Source organism: Nocardioides sp. OK12, assembly GCF_024341885.1.
Lineage (GTDB): Bacteria > Actinomycetota > Actinomycetes > Propionibacteriales > Nocardioidaceae > Nocardioides > Nocardioides marinisabuli.
In genome coordinates this window covers 446,672-461,035 of sequence record NZ_BNET01000002.1, presented here as the reverse complement: position 1 = coordinate 461,035, position 14,364 = coordinate 446,672, and the positions used below count along the sequence as shown (strand labels likewise).

Below are 14,364 nucleotides of genomic sequence, written 5' to 3'. Positions count from 1 at the left end.
ATGCCTGGACTCACCGAGCCCCCCGCGGCCGCCGTCACGGCCGCCGCGGTGCTGCTGCTCGGTCTGCTCGTGCTCGTCGCCCTGCGGCGCTGGGGTCCCTTCGTGATCACCCTCCCCACGCGTGAGCACCCCCAGCGCCACCGGGGCCGGTGGCCCTGGGTGCCTCGGCTGCGTCGGCTCGGCGGTGCCGACGATCCCCGCGACCCGCTGACCGGGATGCCCGGCAGGGCGGCGCTGGAGTCGCAGGGACGTGCGGTGCTGGCCCGGTCCGAGCAGTCCGGGTGCTGCCGCGTCGGGCTCGTGGTCCTCGACCTCGACGGCTTCAAGCACGTCAACGACACCCTGGGTCACGACGCCGGCGACCAGGTGCTCGCCGAGGTCGCGCGGCGTACCCGCTCCCAGGAGCGCGAGCACGAGCTCGCGGTGCGTCTGGGGGGTGACGAGTTCGCGATGATCGTGATCGGCGAGGACGACGCCGCGCTCGAGCGACGGGCCTCTGCGCTGCTCGACGTGCTCTCCGCGCCCGTGCACGTCGACGACGTCAGCCTCACGGTCGCCCCCTCGCTCGGCCTGGCGGTGCACGGCGTCGACGCCCGGACCGTCCCCGACCTGCTCCGGGTCGCCGACGAGGCGATGTACGACGCCAAGTCGAGCCCCTCGGCCGGGTGGCGACGGCCCCTGCCGGCGGCGGCCGGACGTCTGGGCCGCCAGCTGCGTGACGAGCTGCTCGCGGCCATCGCCGGCGGCGAGGAGGTCCGGGTGCACTACCAGCCCCAGGTCGACGGCTGGAGCGGCGCGGTGACCGGCTTCGAGGCCCTCGTGCGCTGGCAGCACCCCGAGCACGGACTGCTGCTGCCGGAGTCCTTCCTCCCGCAGGCCGAGCGCAGCGACGCGATCGTGCCGCTCACGCGGCTGGTGCTGGCCCACGCGCTCGCGGACCGGATCGAGCTCCAGCGCCTGGCCCCGGGCTGCTCGGTGGCCGTCAACGTCTCGGCGCGCAGCATGCTCGGCCCGCGCCTGCTCGACGACGTGGCCGCGCTGCTGCGCCACACCGGTGCCTCGCCCTCCGACCTGGTCCTCGAGATCACCGAGCCGGCGCCCCGGGCGACCACCGAGGTGCGCGGGCTCCTGGAGTCGCTGCGCACCCTGGGCTGCCGGGTCAGCGTGCACGGCTTCGGATCGGCGCAGACGTCGCTGACGGCGTTGTGGCAGTACTCCGCGGTCCGGGAGATCAAGATCGACCCCGCCATCGTCCGCCAGGTCGGCGCCGACCCCGAGGCCGAGCGGCTGTGCCGGGCGATGGTCAACGCCGCCCACGGCCTCGACATCCGGGTGGTCGCCGAGGGCGTCGAGGAGGCCGAGGTGGTCCACCGCCTGCGGGCGATGGGCTGCGACGCCTTCCAGGGCTACTGGCTGGGCGCCCCGATGCCGCTCGACGAGCTGGGCGACTGGGTCGGCCAGTGGCACCGGGTCAGCGCCTCGCGGCTCGACCGCTAGCGGGGCTACAGACCGGGCTGCCCGGTGCCGATGCTCCTGGTGCCCCCCCATACCCGGAGCCCTCGCCAGGAGTGTCCGTGCGCGTCCTTGACCCTGCCCCCGTCCCCCATGTCGCGGTCGCACCGCTCCTACCCCTGATCGGGCTGCTGCTCGTGGCCGCCGCGCTGGTCGCGGTGCTCGTCGTCCTGCGCCGGCGCCGGGCCGGTGCCGACGTGCCTGACCTGCCCGACCTGCCCGACCTGCCCGGCCTGCCGGCGCTGCCGGTGCGCCCCGCGTCGACCGAGACGACCGAGGGACCTCGCCTGCTCGAGCAGCCAGAGGCTGCGGAGGTGCCCGCGCCCGGCCCGGTGCCGACGACGTACGCCGGCCTGGCGCGGCGCCTGGCCGAGGTCGGGGACCTCGAGGCAGCCGTGCTGTGCCAGTGGGCCGCCGACCTGGCGGCCCTCTCGCCGCACCTGGCCGGTGCCGGCCGCGAGCTGGGCGACCTGGTGGGTGCCCTCGACGACCGCGATCCCCTTGCGCTGCTGCGCTGCGCGCGGGAGGCGGCGCAGGCCTTCGTCGACCCCGCTGCGCCGGGGCCGGCCCTCGCTCCGCTCGAGGACCTGGCCGCCCTCGTCCCGGCCGAGCCCATGCCCCGCGGACGGCACGCTGCGGCGCTGCCGACCACCCGCGGGGGCCTGCCGCCCGAGCTGTGGGTGCTCCTGAGCGAGCAGCAGCGCTCGGCGTACGACGTCGCGGTGGGTGCGAACCGCAGGCGCAGCGCGTGAGTGCGGGCCTGCCCCTGCCGTTCCTGGTGGGCCTCGTCGGCACCCTCGGCCTGGCGGTCGGCTCGTTCCTCAACGTGGTGGTCCACCGGGTGCCCCTCGGGCTGTCCGTCGTCTCCCCGGGCTCGGCGTGCCCGGCCTGCGGGCACGAGGTGCGCGGGCGCGACAACGTGCCGGTGGTGTCGTGGGTGCTGCTGCGCGGGCGCTGCCGCGACTGCCGCGAGCCCATCCCCGTGCGCTACCCCCTCGTCGAGGCCGGCACCGCGGCGCTGATGGTCGCCGTCGCGCTGCGGGTGGACGACCCCCAGGTGATGGGCGCGCTGCTGGTCGTGGCGAGCGCCGGGGTGGCGCTGGCGCTGATCGACCTCGAGCACGGCCGCCTGCCCTTCGCCGTCACCGGTGCCGCCGCGGTCCCGCTGGTCGGACTGCTCGCCCTCGACCAGGCGCTGGGCGGGTCGGTCCCGGTGCTGGACATGCTGGTCGCGACCGGCGCGTGGACGGTCGTCTACGCCGGCGCCTGGGCGGCGACGCGCGGGCGCGGCATGGGCCTCGGCGACGTGGCGCTGGCACCGGTGCTGGGCCTGGCGCTGGGCGCCGTCGGCACCGGGAGCGCACTCGTGGGGCTCGGGGCCGGCTTCGTGCTGGGCGGGCTGGTGGGCGGGCTGCTGCTGGTCACCGGGACCGTGAGCCGCGGGACGAGGGTCCCGTACGGGCCGTTCATGCTCGTGGGCGCCGGCGTCGGCCTCTTCGCCGGCCACCCGGTCGCCGGCGCCTACCTGCGACTGACCGGGCTCGCCTGACCTCACGGTGTGCCCGCTCCGGACAATTGATCCACCGCCAACGTAAAATCCTGGGCCGCAAACCCACCAGCCACAGGGGTTTCAGGTCTAGACCAGACTGCGCCCACATGGCGAGATGGGCCACGGTGACCTCCGTCCGGTCTAGAACTGCGCCCCCGCGCCGCTCTCCGTCGGGCACGCCTCGACGACGACATGGGGGTCGACACGATGCGAGAGGACACACGCACGCCGGCGGTCCCGGCGCTGCAGCCGAGCCCGCCGCCGCGCGACGGGGTCCTGCGCCGCGACGTGACGCCGGGCTCGTTGCAGGGCCACGAGGCGACGTACGCCGGGGTCGAGCGCCTGGTCACGACGCTGTGCGAGATGCACGAGCGCGCGACCCGGCGCGGGCTGCGGATGACGCTCGTGGCCGTCGGGGTCTCCAACGCCGCTGACATCGCCGACGCGCACGGTGCCGGCACGCTCGAGACCGTCACCGAGGTGGTGGTGCGTCGCGCCATGGCCGGGTCGGTGGAGTTCCGCCCGCTGCGCATCTCCCCGCTCGGGGGCGCGCTGGGAGTGCTGCTCTCGGCGCCGCTGCAGGCCGACCGCGACGCCATGGAGGTGGCGCAACGGATGCGCGGGAAGGTGTGGACGACGCCCGCGGAGATCTGGCCGGTGGTCACGCTCGGCCTGCGCGGCTTCACCGACGAGCACCCGCCCGAGGACCTGCTGCGCGACGTGCGCGCCACCCTGCTCGACGCCGCCCGCCGCTCCCCCGGCGGGGTGCGCTGGTTCCGGCCCGAGGTGCTCTCGCGTCCCGACCACGACCTGGCCCTGCTGCGCGACCTCGCCCAGGCCCTCGACGACCCCACCCAGATCGACCTGGCCTTCCAGCCGGTGCGCTCGCTGGCGACCGGCTCCGTGCACGCCGTGGAGGCGCTGCTGCGCTGGACGCACCCGGTGCGCGGCGCCGTACCGGCGCTGCAGGCGGTCGCGGCCGCCGAGCGGTCCGGCCTGGTGCACCGGTTGGGTGCCCTGGTCCTCGACCGGGCGCTGGCCACGGCCGCCGGCTGGCGTCGCCGGGGACACACCGCGACCGTGCACGTCAACGTCTCCCCCGGCGAGCTGCGCGACCCCGGGTACGCCGAGCGTGTCGCCGACCTGCTGGGGCGCCACGCCGTGCCACCCTCGGGGCTGCTCCTCGAGGTCACCGAGACCGACGTGATGACCGGCGACGAGGACGTGCTGGCCACCCTGCTGCGGCTGCGCCGCCTGGGCGTGCGCATCGGCATCGACGACTTCGGCACCGGCTACTCCTCCATCTCCCACCTGCACCGGCTGCCCGTCGACACCGTGAAGGTGGACCGGTCGCTGGTCGCCGGGATCGCGACCTCACCGGCCGACCTCGACCTCGTGCGCGCCGTGCTGGCGCTGCTGGCCACCGCCCCCGTCGACGTGGTCGTCGAGGGGGTCGAGACAGCCGACCAGGTCGACTGCCTGCGGCTCCTGGGCTGCGAGCTCGCCCAGGGCTACCACCTGGGCCGACCGGGCCCGCTGTCGTCGCTGGACCTGGGGCGCGCCGACGGTCCCGGCCAGGTCGGCGACATGACGTCGGGTGTCGCCTGAGCGTGCGGAGCGCGTGGCGGAGCGGTCAGGGACCGTCGGGGTCGGCGAGCTCGATGTGCCACCGCCCCGGCCCACCGGTCACCTCACCGGCCACGATGCCCTCCGGGCCCGGCACCGTGGAGACCGGGCGCTGCTGGATGCGCTGCGCCCACACGACGTACAGGTCCTCGACCACCAGGGCGCGGCGGCCGTCGATGCGCAGGGTGACCCGCGCCCGCTTGGCGGAGAGCCGCTCGAGGTCGTGGAGCACCCGTCCGGGGCGCTCGTCGGCGGCGGGCTTGTCGTGGTGGGAGCCGACCCGCCGCAGCCGGGCCCCGCGCGGCACCTGCACGACGCCCGACAGCTCGGCGTACGACGTCCGGGTGCCGCGGCAGACCAGTGCGACGACCGCCTCGCCGGCACCGCTGCCGCAGGCCCCGCGCAGGACGCGCTCGGCCTGCAGCGCCGGCACGGTGCGCACGCTGCGCCGGGTGAGGGTTCGGCGCGCGATCTCGGTCCAGCCGATCACCCCGACCGACGTGCGGGTCACGGGGTCCTCGGTGACCGCGGCGAGCAGGTAGCGCCCGGTCGGCAGGACCGGCGCACGGCGCCAGGCGCTCGTGGCGCCGTTCCAGGACCAGGTGTGCGAGCCGGCCTCGAACCGCTGGCTCTCCTCCCGCACCACCCGCTGGGTGACCGGGTCGAAGACCAGCAGGTCGACCTCGGCGGCGGCCGTGAGGCCGAAGACCAGGTCGGCGGCGTCGGCGTACCCGTCGCGCACCGTGGGGTAGAAGACCGGGCTGATCCGGGCGTCGGTGAAACCGACGCGGTGCCAGGCCGAGAAGTGGACCCGGGCGCTGCCGCCCGGCTCGTCGGACGGACCGGCCTCGAGCGGACCCCGCACCTCGGCGGTCGCCGAGCAGTCGCCGGCGGGCGCCTCCACCGGCGCCACCGGCACCTCGACCTGGCCCTCGGTGACGCTGAAGGTCGTCCGGTGCTCGTAGCCGCTGGAGGGGCAGGACAGGCTCAGGTGCCCCTCGTGCAGGGCGGTGGCGCCGGAGACCTCGACCACGACCGGGCCGCTCCACCCCGTCGCGACGCGCTCGCCGCCGCCCGGTGCACTGATCTGTACACCGGGGGCGGAAGGCGTCTCTCCCGCGGCCCCCACCACGGGAGAGACGCTCAGGAGGAGAGCGGCCACCACGAGCCGGGACATAGAGCTCGCGTTCACCTGGTTCCTCCCCGCCGACGCGCCTGAGGCGTCGTGGGGACGATGTTGCTGGTCGGGGCGGCCCCGCGTCATACCCCACATGGGGTAAGTCGTCTTTACCCTCCCGGGGTCAGTCGACCGTGGGCTCCGCGCCCGACTCGAGCCAGCCGCGGAAGGCCTCGAGGTTGCGCGTGGACTCCCCGCGCAGGGTGCGCCACTCCCACTCCTTGCGGATCGAGGAGGCGAACCCGAGCTCGAGGATGGCGTTGAAGGACTCGTCGGCGTAGGTCAGCACCGAGCCCAGCAGCCGGTCGAGCTCGGCCTCGTCGACCGCGCCCAGCGGCAGCCGCGCGTCGAGGTAGATGTCGCCGGTGCGGTCGACGGCGAACGCGACGGCGTACAGGCGCAGGTTCTTCTCCAGCAGCCAGCGCCACACGCGCTCGTGGTTCTCGTCGGGATTGCGGCACACGAAGGCGTGCACGCCCAGGGCGTGGGCGCCGACGTCGAGGCGCACGGGGGTCTGCAGCTTCTTCTCGCCGGGCAGCGCGAAGGAGAACAGCCCGGGGCTGGGCTCCTCGACCTCGATCTCGTTGGTGGCCAGCCAGCCGCGCACCACCTCGGCCACCCGCTGCTGCTCGGGGCCGGCCGGGGCGCTGGGGCCGCTCGTGCCGCTCGGGTCCTGCTGCTCGCTCATGCCGTGGCCTCCTGCCGCATCATCCACCGGGCCCGCTCGTAGCCGGCGAGCATCGACTGCGCGGTCGCCTCCCAGGAGAAGCCCTTGGCCTGCAGCACCGCACCGGAGCGCAGCCGCTGGGCCAGGACCGGCTCGGTGAGCACCCGCGCGATCGCGTCCGCCCAGTCGCCGGCCTCGTGGCCCTCGACGAGCAGCCCGCTGTGGCCGTCGCGCACCACCGTGGTCAGCCCGCCGACGGCCGCGGCCACCACCGGCGTGCCGGTGGCCTGGGCCTCGGCGGCGACCAGCCCGAAGGACTCGTTGTACGAGGGCACGGCCACCAGCGTGGCGGCGGCCATCCAGCGCGCCAGGTCGTCCTGGGCGACGGGCGGCACGAAGCGCACCACGTCGTCGAGCCCCAGCTCGCGGGCCAGGGTGGCGAGGGCGTCGGGGTGCTCCAGGCCGCTGCCCGACGGGCCGCCGACGACCGGCACGACCAGCCGCTCGCGCAGCCCGGGGTCGCGCCGCAGCAGCTCGGCCACCGCGCGCAGCAGCACGTCGGGGCCCTTCAGCGGCTGGATCCGCCCGGCGAAGAGCAGCACGTCGGCGTCGACGGGCAGCCCGAGCTCGCGGCGTACGTCGGCACGCTCGCGGGGGCGGAAGACGTCGAGGTCGACGCCGGGGTGGACCACCTCGACACGACCGGCGTGGGCGTCGTACAGATTGATCAGCTGCTTGGCCTCGAGGTCGGTGTTGGCGACCAGCAGGTCCGCGGCCTCGACGACCTGCTCCTCACCGATCACCCGGGCCTGCGGCTCGGGGGTGTCGCCGTCGGCGAGCGCCTCGTTCTTGACCTTGGCCATCGTGTGCATCGAGTGCACCAGCGGCACGCCCCACCGGTCGCGGGCCAGCGCGCCGACCTGGCCCGAGAGCCAGTAGTGGCTGTGCACGGCGTCGTAGTGGCCCACCGGGTGGGCGGCCTCGGTGCGCAGCACCTCGCGGGCGAAGACGCACAGCTGGCCGGGGAGCTCGGTCTTGGTCAGCCCCTCGAAGGGGCCGGCGTGGATGTGGCGCACCCGCACCCCGTCGTACGGGTCGACGACGGGCTCGAGGGCCGAGGAGGTGGCGCGCGTGAAGATGTCGACCTCGGTGCCCTGCGCGGCCAGGCGCTTGGCCAGCTCGATGACGTAGACGTTCATGCCGCCCGCGTCGCCGGTGCCGGGCTGGTCGAGGGGGCTGGTGTGGAGGCTGATCATCGCCAGGCGCCGCACCGGGCGCTCGATCCGCTGCTGGCTGCTCACGCAGGCCTCCGTCCGTGTGGTGCGGGTGTCATCGGTCCTCGTCGCTCAACCAGCGTCGACGCCGGTTGATTCCCCCACCCTGGTGACGGGCCGGTCGGGGTCGCGGGGGCGGGCTCGAAGGTTCATCGGGTACCCGATGGAACTGGCGCCACCTGTCTGAACCTTCGTGGTGGTGGCGCGAGCTCCATCGGGTGCCCGATGAAACTCTGACACCCGTCAGCCCGCGTGCGCCCCACCCGTACGGCGCCGCCCCGGTGGCGTACGCCGCGCGGCCCGGCTGCCGGGCCGGGCGCCGCGGCGCCGACGGCGCAGCTCGCGCCCGAGCACCAGCAGCCCCAGCAGCGCCGCGACGGCGCCCACGAGGCCGTCGACCCGGGCCGCGGCGTCGCCGTCGACCACCCCGCTGACCCCGCCGACGACGGCGAGCAGGGCCCAGCCGAGCACGGCGAGGCAGAGCCCGACGACCAGCCGCAGCGGGGCTGCGCCCCGGTCGACCAGGCCCGCGCCGACCGCGACGGCGGACAGCACCAGCAGCACGGCGCCGGGCCACCAGGCCAGCGGGCCCACCCCGGCCCACGCCAGCACCCACAGCAGCCCGCCGACCAGCGCGGCGAGCGCACCGGCGACGGCCGCGGACGTCGTACCCCTGTCCACAGCGGACCCCCTCCTCAGACCTCCGCCCCCATGCTCGCAGGTGGACGGTGGGTCCACCAGCGCGTCGGCGCGCCGGGCCCGGTGGGCCACAATGCGCCCATGAGCACCCTCCTCGCCGTCGTGACCGGAGCCAGCAGCGGGATCGGGGCCGCGACCGCGCGGCGCCTGGGCGCGGAGGGCTTCCACGTGGTGTGCGCGGCCCGCCGCGCCGAGCGGGTCGAGGCGCTGGCCGTCGAGATCGGCGGCACCGCCGTCGTCTGCGACGTCACCGACGCCGCGTCGGTCGACGCGCTGGCCGCCCGGGTCGGCGGGCTCGCCGGCGAGCTGGGCCGCCCGGGGCTCGACGTGCTGGTCAACAACGCGGGTGGCGCGTTCGGCTCGGCGCCGGTCGCCGAGGGCGACGCCGAGCAGTGGCGCGCGATGTACGACGTCAACGTCATCGGGCTGATGCAGGTCACCAAGGCGCTGCTGCCGCGGCTGGTCGCCTCGGGCGCCGGCGTGATCTGCAACGTCGGCTCGACGGCCGGGCGGATCGCCTACGAGGGCGGCGCCGGCTACACCGCCGCCAAGCACGGCACCCAGGTCGTGACCGAGACGCTGCGCCTGGAGCTCTTCGACCAGCCGGTGCGGGTCTGCGAGGTGGCGCCCGGGATGGTGCGCACGGACGAGTTCGCGCTGGTGCGCTTCGACGGCGACCAGGAGAAGGCCGACGCGGTGTACGCCGGCGTGGCCGAGCCGCTGGTCGCCGAGGACGTCGCCGACGCGATCGCCTGGGTGGTCACCCGCCCGCCCCACGTCAACGTCGACGAGCTCGTCATCCGCCCCCGCGCCCAGGCCGCCCAGCACAAGGTCCACCGCCAGGCGTGAGCCCGCGAACGCCTCGACCGCCGAGCGGTCACTTCTGAACCATCGACCGGTCGCTCCCGTGCGCTGTGCGGGTTCAGAACTGACCACTGGGTGGTTCAAAACTGACCGCTCGGCCGGGCGTGAGAGACTGCGCCGGTGCAGACCATCGGACTCATCGGCGGGATGAGCTGGGAGAGCAGCGCCGCCTACTACGAAGCCCTCAACACCGGTGTGGAGAAGCGCCTCGGCGACCTCCACTCGGCCCGCACCGTGATGACCTCGGTCGACTTCGCGGAGGTCACGGCCCTGCAGGAGGCCGAGGACTGGGACGCCGTCGCGGCGATCCTGGTGGCCGCGGCGCAGGGGGTCGAGCGCGCCGGCGCCGACTTCCTGATGCTGTGCACCACGACCTTCCACCGGGTCGCCGACCAGGTGGCCGCGGCGGTGGACATCCCGCTGCTGCACCTGGCCGACGTGCTGGCCGACGCGTGCGTGGCCAACGACGTCAAGGAGGTCGGCTTCCTGGGCACCACCTTCGCGATGGAGCGCTCCTTCTTCACCGACCGGCTGCGCGAGCGCGGCCTGACGGTGCACGTGCCCGACCCCGACCACCACGACACGGTCAACCGCATCATCTACGACGAGCTGTGCCACGGCCGCGTGGTCACCAAGTCGCGGCGCACCGTCGTCGGTCTGATCGACGAGCTGTGGGACGCCGGCGCCGGCGCGGTGATCCTGGGCTGCACCGAGCTCGAGCTGCTGGTGCACCAGTCGGACGCCAACATCCCCGTGCTCGGCTCGACCAGCCTGCACGTCGAAGCGGCCCTGGCCCGCGCCCTGTCCTGAGCGGACGCCGGTCCGGTGGAGCTGGTCGCGCTCGGCAGCGCCGACCTCGACCACGCCACCCGGGCCGGGCTGCGGGCCCTGTGGGACCTCGCGTTCCCTGAGGGGTTCAGCGACGAGGACGAGGCGCACGCCTACGGCGGCGTCCACGTGCTCGTGCGCGCGGACGGCGACCCGGTCGCCCACGCCAGCGCCGTGCCCCGCCGCATCCGGTTCGGGCCGACGTGGCACACGGTGGCGTACGTCGAGGCCGTCGCCACGCACCCCGCCCACCGGGGTCGGGGTCTCGGGCGGGCGGTGATGCAGCGCCTGCACGACGAGATCGCGGGCCGCTGGCCGGTCGCGATGCTCTCGACCGGCAGCGCCACCGGCTTCTACGAGCGGCTCGGCTGGGAGCGCTGGCAGGGCACGTCGTACACCCGGACCCCCACCGGCACGGTCGCCGACGGCGAGCAGGACGGGCTGATGATCCTGCGCCTCGACCCGCTCCTAGTGCCCGACCTGCGTGTCGACGTGGTCTGCGAGGACCGGCCCGGCGACGCCTGGTGACGGTTCGCGCCGGCTCGACGCGACATCTCCGGGTCGGTGCGAGATCTGCGCCTGGTCAGCGGTGGCGGAGGTCGAGGACGAGCTCGACGAGGCGGGCCAGGTCGGGGGTGAGGGCCTGCTCGCCCACGCTGGCGCAGTCGCCGCAGACGTCGAGGTCGTAGACGAACCGGTCGGGCTGGGGCTCGGGCTGGCGGGCCGCGACGGCGCTGACGTCGACGCGCCCGGCCAGGCCGCGCAGCTCGGGCACCCGGGGGTCGTCGGAGGCCAGGTCGACGTCGGCCTCGGTCGCGAGCCCCGCGAACCCCCCGGTGCGCCGCACCCGCACGACCCCGGCGGTGGGACCGGTGGTGGACCCCTCCTCGTCCGGGGAGCCGGCGGGCGTGCCCGCCGTGGGCGCGCCCGCCGTGGGCGCGCCCGCCGTGGGCGCGCCCGGCGTGACCCCGACCGCGGCCCACGCCTCGGCGACCGCGTCGGCGTGCGGCCCGGCGGCGGCCACGGTGGCGGCGGCGAACCCGGCGAAGTCGGTGAGGGGCCCGACCGCGCCGCCGGTCAGGGCGTCGTACCAGACCTGGCCGGCGCCGGCCCAGGACGTGCCGGCCGGCCCGGGGTCGGCGGCGCCGATGGCGAGCGCGGCGAGGTGGAAGGCCCGGTTGGGGATGCCGGAGTTCAGGTGCACCCCGCCGTGGTCGTCGGTGGTGACGATGAAGTCGTCCATGTGGCCCGGCTGCGGGTCGCGACCCAGGCGCGGGTCGTCGTACGCCGAGCCGGGCCGGGCCATGTCGCGCAGCCCACGCGCCTGCACACCGGGCAGGAAGAGCCCCTCGCCCACCAGCCAGTCGGCCTCGTCGGGCCGCTGGTCGAGCAGCCGCTGCTTGAGGCAGGCGGCCACCACGTCGGAGACGTGCTCGTTGAGCGCGCCCGGCTGGTCGGCGTAGACGAGCCCGGCGGTGTGCTCGGTCAGCGCGTGCGCCAGCTCGTGGCCCAGCACGTCGACGGGCTTGGTGAACCGGTCGAAGACCACCCCGTCACCGTCGCCGAAGACCAGCTGGGTGCCGTCCCAGAAGGCGTTGGCGTAGTCGCGGCCGTAGTGGACGCTCAGCGACACCGGGGCGCCCGCGCCGTCGTAGGAGTCACGGCCCCACACCTCGAGCAGCAGCGCCAGCGACGCCGCGATCCCGGTGGCGGCCTCGTCGACCGCCGCGTCCCCGACGGCAGGCTCCCCGGTGGCGCGCACCGGCCGGCCCGGCAGCGTGGTGGTGGACCCGGCGTCGTGCACGGTCCAGGCCGGCGCTCCGGGGGTGGTGATCAGCGTCGCCGCGGGCGAGGGCCCGGCCAGCCTGGCCGAGCGCAGCGCCTCGTCGACGGCGAGGGTGGCGTCGTACCCGAGAGCGCGCTGGAGGTACGGCGGGACGAAGCAGTGGTGCGGGCGCCGGGCGGGTCCGAGAGTCATCCGCCCAGCCAACACCCGGCCACCGACGGTGGGAAGGCCCCCGAGCGGCCCGCCTCAGGCCGGGGCGCGGTCCGGCGGGAACCCGCCGGTGGCGACCGGGCCCCACGAGACCGGGGTGATCCGCAGCAGCGACTTGCCCTGGCGGCGCATCGCGGCGCGGTACTCCTCCCAGTCGGGGTGCTCCCCGGAGATGCAGCGGAAGTACTCGACCAGGGCGTCCTCGGCCTCCTGCGAGGGCATGTCGAGCACCTCGGCGGTGCCGTCGACCTGCACGTAGGACCCGTCCCAGTCGTCGGAGTGCACCAGCACCGTCGCCTCGGGGCGGCGGCGCAGGTTGGCGGCCTTCGCACGCTGCGGGTACGTCGACACCACCAGGCGGCCGTCGGCGTCCACGCCGCCGGTGACGGGCGAGACCTGCGGGCGGCCGTCGGCGCGCAGGGTCATCAGGGTCATCCTGTGCCGCGGCCGCACGAACTCCAGCAGCCCGTCGAGGTCGACACGGTCGGTGGTCGCGATGGAGGCCATGGAGTCGACGATAGCCACGCGGCACCCACCCCCAGGGGTCCTGGTCCGGGCCGCGACCCGGCCTAGGTTCGAGGGATGAGGACCGAGGGAGCACGGGTGCTGGTGGCGGGTGCGACGGGCGTGCTGGGGCGCGCCCTGGCCGAGGGGTTGGACGAGCAGGGGGCGCGGGTGGTGGCCGCCGGCCGCGACCCCGAGCGGCTGGGCGAGGTCGCCGCCGGCCTCGGCACCACCGGCCGGCACCTCGACGTCGTCGACGCGGGCTCGTGCGCCGCGGCGGTGCACGGGGCCGTCGAGGAGCTGGGCGGGCTGGACCTGCTGGTCGTGGCCACCGGGGCGGCCGGGTTCGGCAGGGCGGTCGAGCTGGACGAGGCGGTGGCCGAGGAGCTGTTCGCGGTCAACACGCTGGGGCCGATCGCGCTGGTGCGCGCCGCGGCGCCGTACCTCGCCGAGGCGCGCGACGGCGAGGGCACCGCCGCGGTGCTCAGCGCCGTGCTGGCCGACCTGCCGACCGCGGGCATGGCCGACTACTCCGCGGCGAAGGCGGCGCTGGCGACCTGGCTGCAGGTGCTGCGCCGCGAGCAGCGCCGCTCCTTCCGGGTGCTCGACGTACGCCCGCCGCACCTCGACACCGGCCTCGACACCCGCGCCCTGGCCGGCGAACCGCCGCGCCTACCTGCACCGATGCCCCACGAGCAGGTCGTGAGGGCCATCCTGGAGGCCATCGGTGGCGAGGCCACCGAGGTGGCGATGGACGGCAAGGAGCTGGTGGTCCGATGACGCACGCGAGGCACGTCTCCCCCGAGCGCGAGGTGGCCAGCGGGGTCACCGACGAGGCCCTGACCTCGCTCAAGCGCTGGAACATCGGGCTGGCGGTCCTGCACGCCGCCCAGGCGGTGGTGGTGCTGGTGCTGGCCACCGACTTCGCCATCGGCGTCACCTCCACCTTCCCGCAGGGCCCCCCGGGCAGCACCCCGCCGGCGCCCGAGGTGCTCTTCGACGTGCGGATCGGCTGGGCGATCGCGGCGTTCCTGCTGCTCGCGGCGCTCGACCACGGCCTGACCGGCACCCTGTGGCGCGGACGCTACGAGGCCGACCTGCGCGGCGGCATCAACCGCTTCCGCTGGGTGGAGTACTCGCTCAGCGCGACCCTGATGATCATCCTGATCGCCTTCTACAACGGCATCACCGGCGTCGAGGCGCTGATCGCGATCATCGGCGCCAACGTCTCGATGATCCTCTTCGGCTGGATCCAGGAGGTGATGAACCCGCCGGGTCGCCAGCACACGACCATGCTGCCCTTCTGGTTCGGCACCCTGGCCGGCCTGGCCCCCTGGGTCGCGATCCTGGTCAACACCGTCGGCGCCGACACCGTGCCGGGCTTCGTCTACGGCATCGTGGCCTCGCTGTTCGTCTTCTTCATGAGCTTCGGGCTCAACCAGTGGCTGCAGTACAAGGGCATCGGCCCGTGGCGCTCCTACGCCTTCGGCGAGAAGGCGTACCTGGTGCTCAGCCTGGTCGCCAAGAGCCTGCTGGCCTGGCAGATCTTCGGCGGTTCGCTGGCCGGCTGAGCGCCCTCGGCCCGCGTGCATGAGTCCCCGGCTGACCGGTGACTCATGCACTTGTCAGGGGTTGCAACACCTGACAAGTACCGGAGTCCCCGGCCGG

General features: G+C 75.1%; 15 protein-coding genes. 9 read left to right on the top strand and 6 right to left on the bottom strand.

All coding sequences use genetic code 11. The features are described from left to right. The 4 genes from OCU29_RS06340 (at position 1) to OCU29_RS06325 (ending at position 4,669) form a co-directional block, all read left to right on the top strand. Positions 1-1,497 carry a bifunctional diguanylate cyclase/phosphodiesterase gene (locus tag OCU29_RS06340; RefSeq protein WP_261819240.1) on the top strand — a complete coding sequence of 499 codons (1,497 nt, stop codon included), beginning with the start codon at positions 1-3 and terminating at the stop codon, positions 1,495-1,497. Between the two features lie 77 nt (positions 1,498-1,574). Then, positions 1,575-2,264, top strand: coding sequence for a hypothetical protein (locus OCU29_RS06335; RefSeq protein ID WP_261819239.1), 690 nt, complete (start codon positions 1,575-1,577; stop codon positions 2,262-2,264). Next, on the top strand, positions 2,261-3,061 hold the full coding sequence (locus OCU29_RS06330) for an A24 family peptidase (protein ID WP_261819238.1): 801 nt from the start codon (positions 2,261-2,263) through the stop codon (positions 3,059-3,061). Before OCU29_RS06335 ends, OCU29_RS06330 begins: the two co-directional genes overlap by 4 nt. Positions 3,062-3,268: 207 nt before the next feature. Then, a complete protein-coding gene (locus OCU29_RS06325) occupies positions 3,269-4,669 on the top strand; it encodes an EAL domain-containing protein (RefSeq protein WP_261819237.1) in 1,401 nt (466 codons plus the stop codon). Between the two features lie 25 nt (positions 4,670-4,694). Here the strand turns inward: OCU29_RS06325 and OCU29_RS06320 are convergent, their stop codons facing one another. The 4 genes from OCU29_RS06320 to OCU29_RS06305 all read right to left on the bottom strand — a co-directional run bounded on the left by OCU29_RS06320 (position 4,695) and on the right by OCU29_RS06305 (position 8,486). Then, entirely contained in the window at positions 4,695-5,720 is a 1,026-nt protein-coding gene (locus tag OCU29_RS06320; protein WP_261819236.1) for a hypothetical protein, read from the bottom strand. A 268-nt stretch (positions 5,721-5,988) separates the two neighbouring features. After that, positions 5,989-6,552, bottom strand: coding sequence for a YbjN domain-containing protein (locus OCU29_RS06315; protein WP_179615387.1), 564 nt, complete (start codon positions 6,550-6,552; stop codon positions 5,989-5,991). Beyond that, positions 6,549-7,832, bottom strand: a complete 1,284-nt coding sequence (mshA, locus tag OCU29_RS06310; protein WP_370463656.1) for a D-inositol-3-phosphate glycosyltransferase — start codon at positions 7,830-7,832, stop codon at positions 6,549-6,551. The genes OCU29_RS06315 and mshA overlap by 4 nt, the downstream gene beginning before the upstream one ends. Before the next feature lie 216 nt (positions 7,833-8,048). Beyond that, entirely contained in the window at positions 8,049-8,486 is a 438-nt protein-coding gene (locus OCU29_RS06305; RefSeq protein WP_261819235.1) for a hypothetical protein, read from the bottom strand. A 99-nt stretch (positions 8,487-8,585) separates the two neighbouring features. On the opposite strand from OCU29_RS06305, the gene OCU29_RS06300 reads away from it, so the two are divergent. The 3 genes from OCU29_RS06300 to OCU29_RS06290 all read left to right on the top strand — a co-directional run bounded on the left by OCU29_RS06300 (position 8,586) and on the right by OCU29_RS06290 (position 10,724). Further along, positions 8,586-9,353, top strand: a complete 768-nt coding sequence (locus tag OCU29_RS06300) for an SDR family NAD(P)-dependent oxidoreductase (RefSeq protein WP_261819234.1) — start codon at positions 8,586-8,588, stop codon at positions 9,351-9,353. Positions 9,354-9,488: 135 nt separating this feature from the next. Then, positions 9,489-10,178: an aspartate/glutamate racemase family protein gene (locus tag OCU29_RS06295; protein ID WP_261819233.1), complete on the top strand. Its 690-nt coding sequence runs from the start codon at positions 9,489-9,491 to the stop codon at positions 10,176-10,178. 15 nt (positions 10,179-10,193) lie between these two features. Further along, the gene (locus tag OCU29_RS06290) at positions 10,194-10,724 is read left to right on the top strand and encodes a GNAT family N-acetyltransferase (protein ID WP_261819232.1); all 531 of its coding nucleotides are present in this window, start codon (positions 10,194-10,196) and stop codon (positions 10,722-10,724) included. 55 nt (positions 10,725-10,779) lie between these two features. Here OCU29_RS06290 and OCU29_RS06285 read toward each other — a convergent pair whose 3' ends face one another. Both OCU29_RS06285 and OCU29_RS06280 read right to left on the bottom strand, forming a co-directional pair. Further along, on the bottom strand, positions 10,780-12,174 hold the full coding sequence (locus OCU29_RS06285; RefSeq protein WP_261819231.1) for a protealysin inhibitor emfourin: 1,395 nt from the start codon (positions 12,172-12,174) through the stop codon (positions 10,780-10,782). A gap of 54 nt (positions 12,175-12,228) precedes the next feature. Then, positions 12,229-12,699, bottom strand: coding sequence for a PPOX class F420-dependent oxidoreductase (locus tag OCU29_RS06280; RefSeq protein ID WP_261819230.1), 471 nt, complete (start codon positions 12,697-12,699; stop codon positions 12,229-12,231). A gap of 75 nt (positions 12,700-12,774) precedes the next feature. On the opposite strand from OCU29_RS06280, the gene OCU29_RS06275 reads away from it, so the two are divergent. After that, positions 12,775-13,476 (top strand): SDR family oxidoreductase, encoded by a 702-nt coding sequence (locus tag OCU29_RS06275; protein ID WP_261819229.1) that lies wholly within the window; start codon positions 12,775-12,777, stop codon positions 13,474-13,476. Then, positions 13,473-14,267 (top strand): heliorhodopsin HeR, encoded by a 795-nt coding sequence (heR, locus tag OCU29_RS06270; protein WP_261819228.1) that lies wholly within the window; start codon positions 13,473-13,475, stop codon positions 14,265-14,267. The genes OCU29_RS06275 and heR overlap by 4 nt, the downstream gene beginning before the upstream one ends. The last annotated feature ends 97 nt before the right edge of the window (positions 14,268-14,364 follow it).

What these genes read in the sequence shown, in the direction of transcription:
- OCU29_RS06325 (WP_261819237.1), top strand. Translation starts at nt 3,269, where the DNA reads ATGCGAGAGGACACACGCACGCCGGCGGTCCCGGCGCTGCAGCCGAGC.
- OCU29_RS06275 (WP_261819229.1), top strand. Translation starts at nt 12,775, where the DNA reads ATGAGGACCGAGGGAGCACGGGTGCTGGTGGCGGGTGCGACGGGCGTG.
- OCU29_RS06315 (WP_179615387.1), bottom strand. Translation starts at nt 6,552, where the DNA reads ATGAGCGAGCAGCAGGACCCGAGCGGCACGAGCGGCCCCAGCGCCCCG.
- heR (WP_261819228.1), top strand. Translation starts at nt 13,473, where the DNA reads ATGACGCACGCGAGGCACGTCTCCCCCGAGCGCGAGGTGGCCAGCGGG.
- OCU29_RS06340 (WP_261819240.1), top strand. Translation starts at nt 1, where the DNA reads ATGCCTGGACTCACCGAGCCCCCCGCGGCCGCCGTCACGGCCGCCGCG.
- OCU29_RS06300 (WP_261819234.1), top strand. Translation starts at nt 8,586, where the DNA reads ATGAGCACCCTCCTCGCCGTCGTGACCGGAGCCAGCAGCGGGATCGGG.
- OCU29_RS06285 (WP_261819231.1), bottom strand. Translation starts at nt 12,174, where the DNA reads ATGACTCTCGGACCCGCCCGGCGCCCGCACCACTGCTTCGTCCCGCCG.
- OCU29_RS06280 (WP_261819230.1), bottom strand. Translation starts at nt 12,699, where the DNA reads ATGGCCTCCATCGCGACCACCGACCGTGTCGACCTCGACGGGCTGCTG.